At 70.6% G+C, this 14,319-nt stretch carries 15 protein-coding genes; 9 read left to right on the top strand and 6 right to left on the bottom strand.

The window, feature by feature from the left end:
- Positions 1 to 292: 292 nt before the first annotated feature.
- The 4 genes from ASG40_RS15375 to coaD form a co-directional block, all read right to left on the bottom strand.
- On the bottom strand, positions 293 to 754 hold the full coding sequence (locus ASG40_RS15375) for a peptidylprolyl isomerase (RefSeq protein WP_055887658.1): 462 nt from the start codon (positions 752 to 754) through the stop codon (positions 293 to 295).
- A 2-nt stretch (positions 755 to 756) separates the two neighbouring features.
- Positions 757 to 1,254, bottom strand: a complete 498-nt coding sequence (locus tag ASG40_RS15370) for a hypothetical protein (RefSeq protein ID WP_055887655.1) — start codon at positions 1,252 to 1,254, stop codon at positions 757 to 759.
- 14 nt (positions 1,255 to 1,268) lie between these two features.
- The gene (locus ASG40_RS15365) at positions 1,269 to 1,817 is read right to left on the bottom strand and encodes a peptidylprolyl isomerase (protein WP_055887654.1); all 549 of its coding nucleotides are present in this window, start codon (positions 1,815 to 1,817) and stop codon (positions 1,269 to 1,271) included.
- A 76-nt stretch (positions 1,818 to 1,893) separates the two neighbouring features.
- Complete coding sequence (gene coaD, locus ASG40_RS15360; protein WP_055887651.1) at positions 1,894 to 2,394, bottom strand: pantetheine-phosphate adenylyltransferase; 501 nt, start codon at positions 2,392 to 2,394, stop codon at positions 1,894 to 1,896.
- 270 nt (positions 2,395 to 2,664) lie between these two features.
- On the opposite strand from coaD, the gene ASG40_RS15355 reads away from it, so the two are divergent.
- The 9 genes from ASG40_RS15355 (at position 2,665) to ASG40_RS15315 (ending at position 12,078) form a co-directional block, all read left to right on the top strand.
- Complete coding sequence (locus ASG40_RS15355) at positions 2,665 to 3,312, top strand: Maf-like protein (protein ID WP_055887649.1); 648 nt, start codon at positions 2,665 to 2,667, stop codon at positions 3,310 to 3,312.
- Positions 3,309 to 3,518, top strand: a complete 210-nt coding sequence (locus tag ASG40_RS15350) for a DNA gyrase inhibitor YacG (RefSeq protein ID WP_055887646.1) — start codon at positions 3,309 to 3,311, stop codon at positions 3,516 to 3,518. The genes ASG40_RS15355 and ASG40_RS15350 overlap by 4 nt, the downstream gene beginning before the upstream one ends.
- A gap of 77 nt (positions 3,519 to 3,595) precedes the next feature.
- Positions 3,596 to 5,452 carry a DNA helicase RecQ gene (gene recQ, locus ASG40_RS15345; protein WP_055887643.1) on the top strand — a complete coding sequence of 619 codons (1,857 nt, stop codon included), beginning with the start codon at positions 3,596 to 3,598 and terminating at the stop codon, positions 5,450 to 5,452.
- 183 nt (positions 5,453 to 5,635) lie between these two features.
- Entirely contained in the window at positions 5,636 to 6,799 is a 1,164-nt protein-coding gene (locus tag ASG40_RS15340) for a hypothetical protein (protein ID WP_055888078.1), read from the top strand.
- 110 nt (positions 6,800 to 6,909) lie between these two features.
- Positions 6,910 to 9,129, top strand: a complete 2,220-nt coding sequence (gene purL, locus ASG40_RS15335; RefSeq protein WP_055887640.1) for a phosphoribosylformylglycinamidine synthase subunit PurL — start codon at positions 6,910 to 6,912, stop codon at positions 9,127 to 9,129.
- A gap of 22 nt (positions 9,130 to 9,151) precedes the next feature.
- Positions 9,152 to 9,388 (top strand): BolA family protein, encoded by a 237-nt coding sequence (locus tag ASG40_RS15330; RefSeq protein WP_055887638.1) that lies wholly within the window; start codon positions 9,152 to 9,154, stop codon positions 9,386 to 9,388.
- Positions 9,389 to 9,411: 23 nt separating this feature from the next.
- Positions 9,412 to 9,918, top strand: a complete 507-nt coding sequence (locus ASG40_RS15325) for a DUF29 domain-containing protein (protein ID WP_055887635.1) — start codon at positions 9,412 to 9,414, stop codon at positions 9,916 to 9,918.
- Positions 9,919 to 9,945: 27 nt separating this feature from the next.
- A complete protein-coding gene (gene grxD, locus ASG40_RS15320; RefSeq protein ID WP_055887632.1) occupies positions 9,946 to 10,284 on the top strand; it encodes a Grx4 family monothiol glutaredoxin in 339 nt (112 codons plus the stop codon).
- 375 nt (positions 10,285 to 10,659) lie between these two features.
- Positions 10,660 to 12,078 (top strand): DUF882 domain-containing protein, encoded by a 1,419-nt coding sequence (locus ASG40_RS15315; RefSeq protein ID WP_082524102.1) that lies wholly within the window; start codon positions 10,660 to 10,662, stop codon positions 12,076 to 12,078.
- Between the two features lie 47 nt (positions 12,079 to 12,125).
- Here the strand turns inward: ASG40_RS15315 and eutC are convergent, their stop codons facing one another.
- Positions 12,126 to 12,923 carry an ethanolamine ammonia-lyase subunit EutC gene (gene eutC, locus ASG40_RS15310; RefSeq protein ID WP_055887627.1) on the bottom strand — a complete coding sequence of 266 codons (798 nt, stop codon included), beginning with the start codon at positions 12,921 to 12,923 and terminating at the stop codon, positions 12,126 to 12,128.
- Entirely contained in the window at positions 12,920 to 14,314 is a 1,395-nt protein-coding gene (locus tag ASG40_RS15305; protein ID WP_055887624.1) for an ethanolamine ammonia-lyase subunit EutB, read from the bottom strand. The genes eutC and ASG40_RS15305 overlap by 4 nt, the downstream gene beginning before the upstream one ends.
- Between the last annotated feature and the right edge of the window lie 5 nt (positions 14,315 to 14,319).

Here is a 14,319-nt window from a genome sequence, read left to right as displayed (position 1 = left end):
GGGAGGTGGCCGGGGAGGAGGCCGCAACGAAACGGAGCGCCCGAGCCGGGCTCGGACGCTCCAGGAGGTGAGCGGGCGGCCATGTAACGTCCTGCGACGTGTTGCGCGATTCGCAGGAAGAAACGATGCGCCATGAAAGAGGTCTCAGCCCATTTCCGGTTGATCACTTCGTAATGCGGAAATGGGCTTCGCTCAGGCGCCGCGCGGGCTCGGTGATACGGTTCCCGCTTGATTCAAGCGGGAACCGTATCAGCCGGCTTTCGTGGGGCAACCCACGAAAGCCGGCTGAAGATCAGGCCGCGGCGCCGACCGTCACCTTGACGATCTTGTCCGGCGAGCGCGGCGGCTCGCCCTTGTTGAGGGTGTCGACCACGTCCATGCCCTCCGTGACCTTGCCCCAGACGGTGTACTGCTTGTCGAGGAAGCGCGCGTCGCCAAAGCAGATGAAGAACTGCGAGTTGGCCGAATGCGGGAAGTTGGTGCGCGCCATCGAGCAGGTGCCGCGCACGTGCGGCTCGGCGTTGAACTCGGCGTTGAGGTCGGGCAGCTCGGAGCCGCCCGAGCCGGTGCCGGTGGGGTCGCCGGTCTGGGCCATGAAGCCGTCGATGACGCGGTGGAACGGCACGCCGTCGTAGAAGCCCTGTCCCGCCAGCGTCTTGATGCGCTCGACGTGGTTGGGCGCCAGGTCCGGCCGCAGGCCGATCACGATGCGGCCCTTGGTGGTCTCGAGGGTGAGGGTCTCGGTCTCTGCCATGGTCAAACTCCCTGTCCTTTGGGTCCTTGATAGATGAAACGGAGCGCGATGGGGCGCCCCGCGATGGCGCCGCCGAGCCCGGGCGTGATCGGCGCGGGCGTACAGCGACGGATGGCGTCGCGGGCGGCGTCGGCCAGGAGCCGGAAGGCTCGGCCGTCGCTCGGCTGCGTCGCGAAGGTGATGCGCGGCTCGCCGATCACCGAACCGTCCCGCCGCAGGGCGAAACGGGCGGTGACCTCGGTGCGCTCGAAGCGGGCGAGGCCCGCCGGCGGCTGCCAGCAGGCGGCGAGCCGGGCGTAGAGTGCGCGCAGGCTCGAGGCCGGCTCGGGCGCGACGCCCGGGGCCTGGACTGGCACCTGGACCGTCGCGCGCAGCGTGGTGGGCAGGCTCAGCGGCTGCCCGACGGCCGCCACCGCCGCCAGGGGGATCGCCGAGGCGCTGACGACCGCCAGCGCCACGCCGCCGCGCAACGGGACGGCCGCCCGGCTACGACGATCCATGCCCCGGAGTCCCGCTACTTCGCCCCTTGGGCGAGCTGCAGCTTCACGATGGAATCCGGGTTCTGCACGGCGCCGCCCTGCGCGCCGGGGGCGGCTTTCTTGATCTTGTCCACGACATCCATGCCGGAGGTGACGACCCCGACCACGGTGTACTGGCCGTCGAGGAACGGCGCGTCGCCCAGGCAGATGAAGAACTGCGAATTGGCCGAGTTCGGCGAGGACGAGCGGGCCATGCCGACGGTGCCGCGCTTGAACGGCGCCTGCGAGAATTCGGCCGGGATGTTGGGCAGCGACGAGCCTCCGGTGCCGTTGCCCTTCGGGTCGCCGGTCTGGGCCATGAACCCGTCCATGACGCGGTGGAACTTGAGACCGTCGTAGAAGCCCTGGCGGACCAGCGTCTTGATCTGGGCGGCGTGCTTGGGGGCGATGTCGGGGCGCAGCACGATGGTGACGCGGCCGTCCTTGGTGTCGAGGTAGAGGGTGTCGCCGTCGGCGGCGCGGGCGGCCGGTGCGCCGCCGAGGGTGGCGGCGAACAGGAGGGCGGCGGCGAGGCGGCGCGTCATCGGGGTAGGCATCGTCTTCGAGGCACGAGTCGTCATGGGCAAGTCTTCTCCGGAAAACGACAAAGGAGGGGGGGGGTCAGGCCTTGCGGAAGCGCGCGGCGAGGCGCTCGGCCACCGCCGGCGGGACGAAGGCGCCGACATCGCCGCCCATCGCCGCGATCTGGCGCACGAGGGTAGCGGTGATCGGCCGGACGTGGATGGAGGCGGGCAGGAACACGGTCTGGACCTCCGGCGCCATGGTGCCGTTCATGCCGGCGAGCTGCATCTCGTAGTCGAGGTCGGTCCCGTCGCGCAGGCCCCGGATGAACAGGGTCGCCCCGTGGCGCCGCGCGGCGGTGACGGCGAGATCGTCGAAGGTGGCGATGTCGAGCGCGGTGCCTTCCGCGATCGCAAGGGGCTCGCAGGTGGACCGGAGCAGGTCCACCCGCTCCTCGGGCGAGAACAGCGGGGTCTTGCCCGGATGGATGCCGATGGCGATGACGAGACGGGGCACGAGCCGGCAGGCCTGACGGATGACGTCGAGGTGTCCGTTCGTGACCGGGTCGAAGGACCCGGCGTAGAGCGCGGTGCGGATCATCGTGTGGCGGCCTAGAGCATTTCGCCCCGAAACGGAACCTCCGGCGGGCCCGGCGCGGTTTTCGGCTGCGCACCCGCCGGCGGGAAAGGAGCCGGCATCGACCGCAGACCGTTTCGCCCGGCGCGTTCCCAAGCCGGCCGGTTTCCAGTAGCGTCCCGCCGCCGAACCGCCCCCCCTTTTTCGTCGCCGGCGCCGTCGACGGGCGCGGCACCGTCCCGAACCCTGGCTTCAGACAGGATCGTCATCCCCCATGCCGGCTTTCCCGCCACGATGAACGACATCGCACCATCCGGCACCATCGCCTCGGCGCGTCTCGTCCTCGCGTCCGCCTCGCCCCGCCGCCTCGCCCTCCTGCAGCAGGCCGGCATCGAGCCCGATGCCCTCCTGCCGGCGGACGTCGACGAGACGCCCCTCAAGGGCGAGACGCCCCGCGACCACGCGCGTCGCCTGGCACGGGACAAGCTCGCCGTGGCCGGCGAGGCCGCGCGCCGGCGCGACGACATGCGGGCGGCCTACATCGTGTCGGCCGACACCGTGGTGGCGGTGGGCCGGCGCATCCTGCCCAAAACCGAGTTGCCCGACGAGGCCGCCGATTGCCTGCGCCTGCTGTCGGGCCGCCAGCACCGCGTCTTCACCGCGGTCTGCGTCCTGTCGCCCAAGGACCAGCGCCGCGAGCGGCTGGTGGAGACCCGGGTGCGGTTCAAGCGCCTGTCGTCCCGCGACATCGAGCGCTACCTCGCCTCGGGGGAGTGGCGCGGCAAGGCCGGGGGCTACGCCATCCAGGGGCTGGCCGGGGCTTTCGTGGTCAAGCTCGTCGGGTCCTACGGGGCGGTGGTCGGCCTGCCGCTCTACGAAACCCTCACCCTCCTGGAGGGGGAAGGCTTTCCCGTACGCGACCGCTGGGGGAGCCCGCTGTGAGCGCCCGCAAGGCTCCGACCTCCGACGTGCCGCCCTGCCCGATCTGCGCCAAGCCGGCGAAGGCGGGCTTCGCGCCGTTCTGCTCGGCGCGCTGCGCCGACGTCGACCTCGGGCGCTGGCTCACCGACCGCTACGCCATCCCGACGCCCATCGACGAGGACGAGGACGGCGAGCCGCCCGAGAGCGGGCCCCGCGGGACGCCCTGAGCGCGGCCCGCTACAAGCCCCCACCGGCACCCCCTCGTCCCGGCCGGACGACCGCACCACGATCCCACAAGGCAGCGATGACATCCCGCCTCGACGAAGCCCGGCGCGCCCTCAAGACCACCTTCGGCTACGACGATTTCCGCCCCGGGCAGGACGAGGTGATCGGGGCCGTCCTCGACGGGACCGACGTGTTCGCGGTGATGCCGACGGGGTCGGGCAAGTCGATGACCTACCAGCTGCCGGCCCTCGTCGAGCATTCGCTCACGGTGGTGGTCTCGCCGCTGATCGCGCTCATGCACGATCAGGTGCAGCAGATGCTCGGCTTCGGCGTCGCGGCCGCCACGCTGAATTCGTCGGTGCCGGAGGCGACCTCCCGCGAGACCTGGCGGCAGATCCGGTCCGGCGACCTGCGCCTGCTGTTCGTCTCGCCCGAGCGGCTGATGATGGAGGGGCTGATCGAGGCCCTGCGCGACGCCGACGTGCGGCGCCTGGCCGTCGACGAGGCGCATTGCGTCTCGCAATGGGGGCACGACTTCCGGCCCGAATACCGCGACCTCGCCCGCGCCCGCAGCGCGCTCGGCGACGTCCAGACCCTGGCGCTCACCGCCACCGCCGACAAGGCGACGCGGGCCGACATCACCGAGCGGCTGTTTCCCGCCGGGCGCCCGCTCAAGGCCTTCGTCCATTCCTTCGACCGGCCCAACATCCGGCTGACCTTCGCGCCCAAGGACCAGCCGACGCGCCAGATCGAGCGGTTCCTGAAGTCGCGCCGCCAGGAGAGCGGCATCATCTACTGCTCGTCGCGCAAGCGCACCGAGCAACTGGCAGAGGTGCTGGCCAAGGACGGCTTCAACGCCCTGCCCTATCACGCCGGTCTCGACCAGGGCACGCGCATGAAGAACCAGGACACCTTCCTGCAGGAGGACGGCGTGGTGATGACCGCCACCGTCGCCTTCGGCATGGGCATCAACAAGCCCGACGTCCGCTTCGTCTGCCACGCCGACATGCCCTCCAACGTCGAGGGCTACTACCAGGAGATCGGCCGGGCCGGGCGCGACGGCCTGCCCGCCGACACCCTCACCCTCTACGGCCTCGACGACATGTCGTTGAAGCGCCGCCAGATCGACGAGAAGGACGTGCCGGACGAGCGTCGGCGGGTCGAGCGGCGCAAGCTCGAGGCGATGATCGCCCTGTGCGAGGGCGCCCTGTGCCGGCGCCAGTCGCTGCTCGCCTATTTCGACGAGGCGAGCGAGCCGTGCGGGCGTTGCGACCTGTGCCGCGGCGGCGTCTCGCTGGTGGATTCCACGGTGCCGGCCCAGAAGCTGCTCTCGGCGATCGTGCGCACCGGCCAGCGGTTCGGGGCGGCCTACGTCTGCGACGTGGTCCACGGCAAGGAATCCGACCAGATCCGCCGCAACGGCCACGCCGCGCTCAAGACCTTCGGGGTCGGCGCCGACCGGCCGGTGCCGGCCTGGCGTGCGATGCTGCGCCAGCTCTTCGCCGCCGGCGCGGTGGCCGAGAACGCCGACGGGCACGGCGGCCTCAGCCTGACCGGCAAGGGCGAGGACATCCTGTTCGGGCGCCAGACCGTGCAGCTGCGCCCCGACCCCGAGCCGCGCCCCGCCGAACCGCGCGACCGCCGCCGGGCCGGACCCGTGCGCGACGAAGCCGACCTCGACCTCGATCCGGCGACGGAGGCCCTGTTCCAGCACCTGCGCGGCCTGCGTGCCACCATCGCGCGCTCCGAAGGCATCGCCGCCTTCATGGTCTTTCCCGACCGCACCCTGATCGAGATGGCCAAATCCAAGCCGGTCGACCTCTATGCCCTGCGCACCGTCCACGGGGTCGGCGAGAAGAAGCGCGAGGCGTATGGCGAGCGCTTCGTGGGGGCGATCGCCGAGTTCCTGGCCGGGAGCCCCGCCGCGTCGGCCTGACGCGGTTTCCCCTCGTCGCAGGGTGGCCGGATCGTGTAGGGGACATGTCCCGCGCGCGTCCGAGGCCCCATCGCCCCGGCGCCGCCACAACCGGACGGACGGCCCATCTCCCACGACATCGCGCCCACCGGCACGCCACCCGAGACCCGAGCCAGGGACGCCCTGCCCCGGCAGGTGTTCTACATGCCCGGTTTCGATCCGCGCGAGCCCGAGACCTACTGGGGGTTGTTCCGCCGCGAGGCGCGGCTCACCGCGACGCGGCGGGACACGCCGATCACGGTCGGCGATCCGGTGCGCTCGGCCGACGGGCTGCGGCTCGACTGGGAGCTCGCGAGCGAGGGACAGGCGACCCGCTACACCCTGCTGCGCTGGGACGACATCGTGCGTGCCCGGTTTCCCCGCCCCAACGGCCGGCGCTTCGTGGAGACCCTGGCGCTCGGCTGGCGCCTGTGGCGCACCGGTTACCTCAGCGCCTACCGGCGCGAGGCGCGGCGGTTCTACCGGGTCATCGTCGGCATCCACCTGATCTACCTCGGCATCGTGGCGGCGAGCGTCGCCCTCGCCTGCACCCTGCTGCTGCTCCCAGCCCAGGTCATGCCGACGCCGCTGGCCATCCTCGCCGTGCCGGCGGCGGCCTACGCCATCCTGTGGTGGCTGATGCGGATCACCCGCGGGAAACCGTTCTTCGTCGCCCATCTCGTGGACGACACCGCCTTCACCCATGCCCATGCCAAGGGCGAGGCCCCCGAGATGGAGGCGCGGCTCGACGCCTTCGCGGCCCTGATCCGCGCCGCCGAGGGCAAGGCCAGCGAGATCGTGCTGATCGGCCATTCCTCGTCGAGCTTCTTCGGCTACGAGGCCCTCGACCGGGTGCTCCTGAACGACCCCGACTTCGGCACCCGCGGCACCCCGGTCTCCTTCGTGACGATCGGCAGCGTGATCCCCTGGATCACGCTGGACGCCAACGCGCACGCCAGCCGCGCGGCGCTCGCCCGGGTGGGGGCCGCCGCGGCGATCGGCTGGCTCGACATCCGCACGAAGTGGGACTGGCTCTCGATCCACAAGCGCGATCCGCTCAGCGCCTCGGGGCTGCCCTCGCCCAAAGCGCATCGGCCGGTGGAATTCCACGTGCGGATGCCCGACCTCGTTTCGGAGAAGCGCCTGTCGCGCCGGCGCTTCAACCTGTTCCAGATGCACTTCCAGCTCCTGATGTCGAGCGAGAGCCCCGACACCTTCGACTACATCAGCCTCATCACGGGCGCGGAGCCGATCCACGGGCTGATCGAGCGGTGGCGCAGCGTGAAGGCGCAGCCGATGGGGCAGGAGTCCGCCGAGGTCGAGCGCTGACGGCCGGGTTTTCGTCGCGAAACCGGCGGCCACAAACCGGTGGCCACATCGCGCAAACCTGCTTAGAGCCGTGCCTTCCGGTTCCGGCCGAGCCGGTCGAGGGGAGTCGCATGTTCCGCAACGAAGTTCCGATCACCCCCGAGCTCATCAAGCAGCACGGCCTGACGCCCGACGAGTACGCGCGGTTCCGCGGCCTGATCGGACGCGACCCGACGCTGACGGAGCTCGGCATCGTCTCGGCGATGTGGAACGAGCACTGCTCCTACAAGTCGTCGCGCAAGCATCTGCGCGGGCTGCCGACCACGGGGCCGCACGTGATCCAGGGGCCGGGCGAGAACGCCGGCGTCATCGACATCGGCGACGGGCTGGCCTGCGTCTTCAAGATGGAGAGCCACAACCACCCGAGCTTCATCGAGCCCTACCAGGGCGCGGCGACGGGGGTCGGCGGCATCCTGCGCGACGTCTTCACGATGGGAGCGCGGCCGATCGCGGCCTTGAACGCCCTGCGGTTCGGCTCGCCGGACCATCCGCGCACCCGCCACCTCGTCTCGGGCGTGGTGGCCGGCATCGGCGGCTACGGCAATTCCTTCGGCGTGCCGACGGTGGGCGGCGCCGTCGGCTTCCATTCCCGCTACGACGGCAACATCCTCGTCAACGCCATGGCGGTGGGCTTGGCGCGCACCGACGCGATCTTCTACGCGGCGGCCACCGGCGTCGGTAACCCGATCGTCTACCTCGGCTCGAAGACCGGCCGCGACGGCATCCACGGCGCCAGCATGGCCTCGGCCGAGTTCGACGACGCCTCGGAATCGAAGCGCCCCACCGTCCAGGTCGGCGACCCCTTCGCGGAGAAGCTGCTGCTGGAGGCCTGTCTCGAACTCATGGCCTCGGGCGCCGTCATCGCGATCCAGGACATGGGGGCGGCGGGGCTGACCTGCTCGGCCGTCGAGATGGGCGCCAAGGGCGATCTGGGCGTCGAACTCCACATCGAGAAGGTGCCGGCCCGCGAGGCCGGCATGAGCGCCTACGAGATGATGCTGTCGGAGAGCCAGGAGCGCATGCTCATGGTCCTCAAGCCCGGCATGGAGGCCGAGGCGCAAGCCATCTTCGTGAAGTGGGGCCTCGACTTCGCGGTGATCGGGCACACCACAGACACGCTGCGCTTCGTCGTCAAGCACGACGGCGTCGTCATGGCCGACCTGCCGATCAAGGAGCTAGGCGACGAGGCCCCCCTCTACGACCGCCCCCACATCGCCAACACCCACCAGCCGGTGGTCGCGGCCGCCGAGGTAGCGGCCCCGGTCGGCGACGCCGAGGCGCTGCTGACCCTCCTCGGGTCGCCGGACCTGTCCTCGAAGCGCTGGGTCTACGAGCAGTACGATCACTTCATCGGCGGCAACACCGTCCAGAAGCCCGGCGGCGACGCCGCCATCGTCCGCGTCGAGGACGGTCCCAAGGGTCTGGCGCTCACCTGCGACGTCACCCCACGCTACTGCGAGGCCGATCCGGTCGCCGGCGGCCGGCAGGCGGTGGCGGAGGCCTGGCGCAACATCACCGCCGTCGGCGGTCGCCCGCTCGCGATCACCGACAACCTCAACTTCGGTAACCCGGAGAAGCCCGAGGTGATGGGCCAGCTGGTGGGCTGCCTCAAGGGCATCGGCGAGGCCTGCCTGGCGTTGGACTTCCCCGTCGTGTCGGGCAACGTCTCGCTCTACAACGAGACCAACGGCGTCGGCATCCTTCCCACCCCGACCATCGGCGGCGTCGGCCTCCTCGACGACGTCACGCGCCACGCCACGATCGCCCTGAAGCGCGAGGGCGACGTCCTGGTGCTGCTGGGCGAGACCGCGGGCTGGCTCGGCCAGTCGGTCTACCTCGCGGTCGTCGCCGGCCGCGAGGAAGGTGCACCACCCCCGGTCGACCTCGCCGCCGAGCGCCGCAACGGCGACTTTTTGCGCGGCTTCATCAGCTCCGGGCGGATCGACAGCGTCCACGACCTCTCCGACGGCGGCCTCGGCATCGCCGTGGCCGAGATGGCCCTGGCCGGCGGCCTCGGCGCGACCCTGGGCGAGGGCCCCGCCGGCGTCCCGGCCCATGCCTGGCTCTTCGGCGAGGACCAGGCCCGCTACCTCCTGAGCACCGACCTCACCACGGCGCAGGACCTGCTGGCGCGCGCAGCGGAACTCGGCATCGCGGCGGCCATCGTCGGCAGCGTCGGCGGCGACGGTTTGACCTTGCCCGGCGGACAGACCATCTCGCTGACGGCCCTGCGCGAGGCGCACGAGGGCTGGCTTCCCGCCTACATGGCGAGCCGGCCGGCCGCCGCCTGACATTTCTTCGAGGAGACACCCGATGCCGATGGATGCGCGCGAGATCGAGGCGATGATCCGGGAAGCGCTGCCCGACGCGAGGATCGAGATCAAGGATCTCGCAGGCGACGGCGACCATTACGCCGCCACCGTCATCTCGTCGGCCTTCAAGGGCAAGACGCGGGTGGCCCAGCACCAGCTCGTCTACAACGCGCTCCAGGGGCGGATGGGGGGTGTCCTCCACGCCCTTGCGCTGACCACGGGCGTCCCCCAGGATTGATCCGCTTCAGCGGGGTCGATCACATGGATCAGCCGAGCCTCTACGACGACGACATCGTGACCTGGGCCGAGCAGCAGGCCGCTGCCGTTCGCGCCCTCGCGTCACGGCCCGATCTGTCGAATGCCCTCGACTGGGAGAACGTCGCCGAGGAGATCGAGAGCGTGGGGCGGTCCCAGATCAGCGCGGTCGAGCAGAAGCTCCTGCAGGTGCTCATCCACGTGCTGAAGTACATGTCTGGGCCGAGTGCACAATCGACCCGATCCTGGCGATCCGAGGTGATCGCTTTTCATGCGGCGGCCCACCGGGCCTACTCTCCCGGCATGCGGCAGCGGATCGACTGGTCGTGGTTGTGGAAGACGGCACGGATCCAGGCGGAAGTCTCCCTCCGGATGTTCGACGATCGCCTCGTCGTGGGCTTACCCGATGCGATACCGTTCACACCCGAAGAACTCGTTTCCGAGACCTTCACGATGGACTGGGCCTTGGAGCGCCTCGCCTCGACCTTGAACAGGCCGGCCGACCATCACTAGATCAAGCCACCAACGAGGACATACCCGATGACCGACGCCAACACCGCCATCAAGGCCGAGATCGAATCCCAGGACGTGGTCGTGTTCATGAAGGGCACGCCGCAATTTCCGATGTGCGGCTTCTCGGGCCAGGTCGTGCAGATCCTCAACCACCTCGAAGTGCCGTTCAAGGGCGTGAACGTGCTCGACGACATGGCCATCCGCGACGGGATCAAGGCCTTCTCGAACTGGCCCACCATCCCGCAGATCTACGTGAAGGGCGAGTTCGTCGGCGGCTGCGACATCACCCGCGAGATGTTCCAGTCCGGCGAACTGCAGCAGTTCCTGGCCGAGAAGGGCGTACCGGTAAAGGCGCCCGCCGCCTGAGCGGCATCGTCACGGAACGTCGGAAAAGGGCGCGGGACCGCTTTGGCGGGCCGCGCCCTTGTCGTGAGGGAGGGTACCGTCCCGTCCAACCACACTGAGGCAGGGTTGCCACAGCGTCGGTCCATGTGCGCGGCCACTCTTGCGCGGCACGATTTCGCCACGGTTCGGACTTAGCCGTTTGCCTGCAAACGATGCAGCGTTCGGGTCCGTTAACCCCCCGTTTACGGTTTTCGGCAACCCTGCATTCACCATGACGTGTCGCGCTCAGGCGTGGTCTGGCAGAGGGTGGGGACGATCGTGCAGGCACATCAGCGAGACAGATCGCCCGCGCCATCCCGGCATCGCCGCGGACTCCTGTCGCGATCCCTCGCCCTGATGACCGGCATCGCCGCGGGCGTCCTCGGTGGCGCGCACGGGACGCAGGACGCGGTCGCCAACGGCGACACCCGAACGATCTCGATCTTCCATTCCCACACGAAGGAAAGCGCGACGATCACGTTCAAGCGTGACGGGCGCTACGACCGCGCCGCCCTGGAGCAGCTCAACTGGATGCTGCGCGACTGGCGGGTCGACGAGCCGACCAAGATGGACCCGCGCCTGTTCGACACGGTGTGGGAGGCCTACCGCTCGGTGGGCTCGTCCGAGCCGATCACCGTCGTCTCGGCCTACCGCTCGCCGGGTACCAACGCGATGCTGCGCCGCCGTTCGCGGGGCGTGGCCGAGTTCAGCCAGCATACCCGCGGCAAGGCGATGGATTTCTACCTGCCGGACGTCTCGGTCGACCGCATCCGCGCGGTGGGCATGCAGATGCAGCGGGGCGGCGTCGGCTGGTACCCGAGCGCCGGTTCTCCCTTCGTCCACCTCGACGTCGGCTCGGTCCGCTCCTGGCCGCGCATGAGCCACGACCAGCTCGCGCGCCTGTTCCCCGACGGCCGGACCGTCCACCTGCCCAGCGATAACCGTCCGCTCGCCCGCTACGAGGAAGCCCGCGCCGAGATCCTGTCGCGCGGCGGCACCGTGCTGGGCTACACCCAGAACGCCCAAGGCGGCGAGGAGGACGAGGGCCCGAGCCTGAAGGGCTTCTTCGCCGGCCTGTTCGGCGGCGGCAGCCGGCCGAGCGAGGCCCAGATCCAAGCACCGGCCGCGCCCGCCAAGGCACGGACCAGGCCCATCGTCGCCGTCGCCAGCGCCGATCCGGAGGACACGACCGGGACCCGCGCGGCACTGGCTTACGCCGCCGCCGAGCAGACCGCGAAATCCGCCCGTCGCGATGGCCGCGATGCCCAGAGCCTGCTCACCGCCGAGCCGCAGGCGGTGAAGGACACGGTCCAGGCGATCATGCCGGCGCCGCCGCGCAGGCCGTCCGAATTCGCCGCCGTGGCCGCTGCCCTCGCGATGCCTCCGCCGCCGCCGCGTCCCTCCGTCCAGGTCGCCTCGCTCGGAACCGCCGGCATGGCCAATCTCGGTCCGGTGCCGGCGCGGGCCGCCGCGACGGCGAACCTCGCCGCCGCAGAGCCCGATCCGCTTCCCGCATCCGCGCGACTGCCGCCGGATTCCGATCCGCGCGCGCAGATGCGCTGGTTGTTCGCCGTCGCGGTCGCCCAGTCGATCGATCGGGTGGCGCCGGTGGTGCATATGGCGATCGCCCGCCCCCGCACCGAGGGCGCTCCCGACGGTCTCGTCGCCCGGCCGGCCGACGCCATGGCGGCGACCCGCTTCACGGCGCAAGGATCGCAGGCTCCGGCCACCGCCCGGTTCTCGGGCTCCGCCACGCAGGCCCTCGCCCCGCGCTGATCGCCGGCCGGACTTGATGTCCGGTCACGTCACGGACGGGGACCGCCTCAAGATGCCGGGTCGGCTTTCGAGGCGTCACCCAAAAGCTCACTGCGTGGGGCCGCTTCCAGGGCGACGCCGCTGCCGTCCTTGAGGCTCACCCCCGTAATCCCGCGCAGAAGAGCCTCGCGCAGCAGCCATTCGAGCTTGAACGCCGCCAGCTCGTGGGACAGCCCGGCCGGCCGCACGTTCGAGATGCAGTTGCGCTCGGCATCCGAGCGCCCGACACGGGGCGCGAAGGTGAGGTAGACGCCGAGGCTGTCGGGCGAGGACAGGCCCGGCCGTTCGCCGATGAGCACCACCACCGCGCGGGCCTTGAGTGCCGCGCCGATGCCGTCACCTAGCGCCACCCTCCCCTGCGTCGCCACCACCACCGGGGCGAGGCTCCAGCCGGCCTTGTCGATGTGCGGCTTGAAGGCGGTGAGGAAGCCCGCCGCACCCTCGTGGACGGCACGGGCCGAGAGCCCGTCGGCCACCACGATGGCGAGGTCGACCGGCTCGGCCGGTTCCTGCGTCAATGCGGCGAGGCCGTCCTCGCTCAAGGCGCGCCCGAGATCGGGCCGGCGCAGGTAGGTCGCGCGGTCGGTGGCGGCGGAAGCCACGGTCAGGGTCGTGAAGCCGAGCGCTTCGATGCCGGCGGCGACCTCGCCGGCGTCCATCGGGGTGTGGACCGCGTCGCGGGCCTGGGCGTGGGCGAGGCCGAAGCGCAGCACCTCGATGGTGGGCAGGCCGGCGCCGGCCCGCCCGAGGCCGATCCGGGCGGGCGTGAGGCGGGCGAGGCGCGCCCAGGGGTCTTCGCCGGTCATGCCGCGAGGTCTCCCGACAGGCCCGGGGCGGCGGCGATGAGCCGGGCGCTCGGCTCCTCCGGCAGCAGTGTCCCGTCGGCGTCGGTCAGCCCGATCTGTTCGAGCCAGGCCTCGAACTCCGGCGCCCGCTTCAGGCCGAGCACCTCGCGGATGTAGAGCGAATCGTGGAACGAGGTGGACTGGTAGTTCAGCATCACGTCGTCGGCACCCGGGATGCCCATGATGAAGGTGCACCCGGCCGTACCCAGCAACGTCAGGAGCGTGTCCATGTCGTTCTGGTCGGCCTCGGCGTGGTTGGTGTAGCAGACGTCGCAGCCCAACGGCAGGCCCATGAGCTTGCCGCAGAAGTGGTCCTCCAGCCCGGCCCTGATGATCTCCTTGCCGTCGTAGAGGTATTCGGGCCCGATGAAGCCGACCACGGTGTTGACCAGCAGCGGCCGGAACGGCCGCGCCACCGCGTAGGCGCGCGCTTCCAGGGTCTGCTGGTCGATGCCGTGATGGGCGTCGGCCGAGAGCGCCGAACCCTGGCCGGTCTCGAAGTACATCACGTTGTCGCCCACCGTGCCGCGCTTGAGCGCCAGCGCCGCCTCGTGCGCCTCCTTCAGGATGGGGAGGGTGACGCCGAAGCTGGCGTTGGCCTTCTGGGTGCCGGCGATGGACTGGAACACGAGATCCACCGGCAGGCCGAGGTTCATGGCGTCCAGCGTCGTGGTGACGTGGGTGAGAATGCAGCCCTGCGTCGGGATCGCGAGGCGCTGGATCAGGTCGTCGAAGAGATGGAGCAGGCCGCTGAGGGTGGAGACCGAATCGGACGCCGGGTTCAGCCCGATCACCGCGTCGCCGCAGCCGTAGGACAGGCCGTCGACGATCGCCGCGGTGATGCCGGCGGCATCGTCGGTGGGGTGGTTGGGCTGGAGGCGCACCGAGAGCCGGCCGGGCAGGCCGATGGTGTTGCGGAACTTCGTCACCACCCGGCACTTGCGGGCGACCAGGATCAGGTCCTGGTTGCGCATCACCTTCGAGACCGCGGCCGCGATCTCCGGTGTGATGCCGGGCGCGATCCGGGTCAGCGTCTCCGGAGAGGCCTTGATCAGGAACTCGCGAAAGTCGCCGACGGTGAGATGGGCGATCTCGGCGAAGGCCGGCGCGTCGTGGCCGTCGAGGATCAGGCGGGTGACGTCGTCGTCCTCGTAAGCGATCAGGGGTCTGGCCAGGATCTCCGCCAGCGGCACCTCCGAAAGGCACCAGCGCGCGGCCATCCCTTCCTCCGCCGTCTCGGCGGCGATGCCCGCGAGCCGGTCGCCGGAGCGCACCGGGGTCGCCTTGGCCATGAGCGTGGCGAGGTCGGCGAACACATGGGTCTTGGGGCCGACGACGTGGCGATAGGGCATGGGCT

The sequence above is a fragment of the Methylobacterium sp. Leaf399 genome, assembly GCF_001424525.1.
GTDB lineage: Bacteria > Pseudomonadota > Alphaproteobacteria > Rhizobiales > Beijerinckiaceae > Methylobacterium.
Note: the sequence above shows the minus strand (reverse complement) of the source record. Positions and strands in the feature narration are given on the sequence as shown.

What these genes read in the sequence shown, in the direction of transcription:
- eutC (WP_055887627.1), bottom strand. Translation starts at nt 12,923, where the DNA reads ATGACCGGCGAAGACCCCTGGGCGCGCCTCGCCCGCCTCACGCCCGCC.
- ASG40_RS15370 (WP_055887655.1), bottom strand. Translation starts at nt 1,254, where the DNA reads ATGGATCGTCGTAGCCGGGCGGCCGTCCCGTTGCGCGGCGGCGTGGCG.
- purL (WP_055887640.1), top strand. Translation starts at nt 6,910, where the DNA reads ATGTTCCGCAACGAAGTTCCGATCACCCCCGAGCTCATCAAGCAGCAC.
- ASG40_RS15330 (WP_055887638.1), top strand. Translation starts at nt 9,152, where the DNA reads ATGCCGATGGATGCGCGCGAGATCGAGGCGATGATCCGGGAAGCGCTG.
- ASG40_RS15325 (WP_055887635.1), top strand. Translation starts at nt 9,412, where the DNA reads ATGGATCAGCCGAGCCTCTACGACGACGACATCGTGACCTGGGCCGAG.
- ASG40_RS15355 (WP_055887649.1), top strand. Translation starts at nt 2,665, where the DNA reads ATGAACGACATCGCACCATCCGGCACCATCGCCTCGGCGCGTCTCGTC.
- grxD (WP_055887632.1), top strand. Translation starts at nt 9,946, where the DNA reads ATGACCGACGCCAACACCGCCATCAAGGCCGAGATCGAATCCCAGGAC.
- ASG40_RS15340 (WP_055888078.1), top strand. Translation starts at nt 5,636, where the DNA reads ATGCCCGGTTTCGATCCGCGCGAGCCCGAGACCTACTGGGGGTTGTTC.
- ASG40_RS15315 (WP_082524102.1), top strand. Translation starts at nt 10,660, where the DNA reads ATGACCGGCATCGCCGCGGGCGTCCTCGGTGGCGCGCACGGGACGCAG.
- recQ (WP_055887643.1), top strand. Translation starts at nt 3,596, where the DNA reads ATGACATCCCGCCTCGACGAAGCCCGGCGCGCCCTCAAGACCACCTTC.
- coaD (WP_055887651.1), bottom strand. Translation starts at nt 2,394, where the DNA reads ATGATCCGCACCGCGCTCTACGCCGGGTCCTTCGACCCGGTCACGAAC.
- ASG40_RS15375 (WP_055887658.1), bottom strand. Translation starts at nt 754, where the DNA reads ATGGCAGAGACCGAGACCCTCACCCTCGAGACCACCAAGGGCCGCATC.
- ASG40_RS15305 (WP_055887624.1), bottom strand. Translation starts at nt 14,314, where the DNA reads ATGCCCTATCGCCACGTCGTCGGCCCCAAGACCCATGTGTTCGCCGAC.
- ASG40_RS15365 (WP_055887654.1), bottom strand. Translation starts at nt 1,817, where the DNA reads ATGACGCGCCGCCTCGCCGCCGCCCTCCTGTTCGCCGCCACCCTCGGC.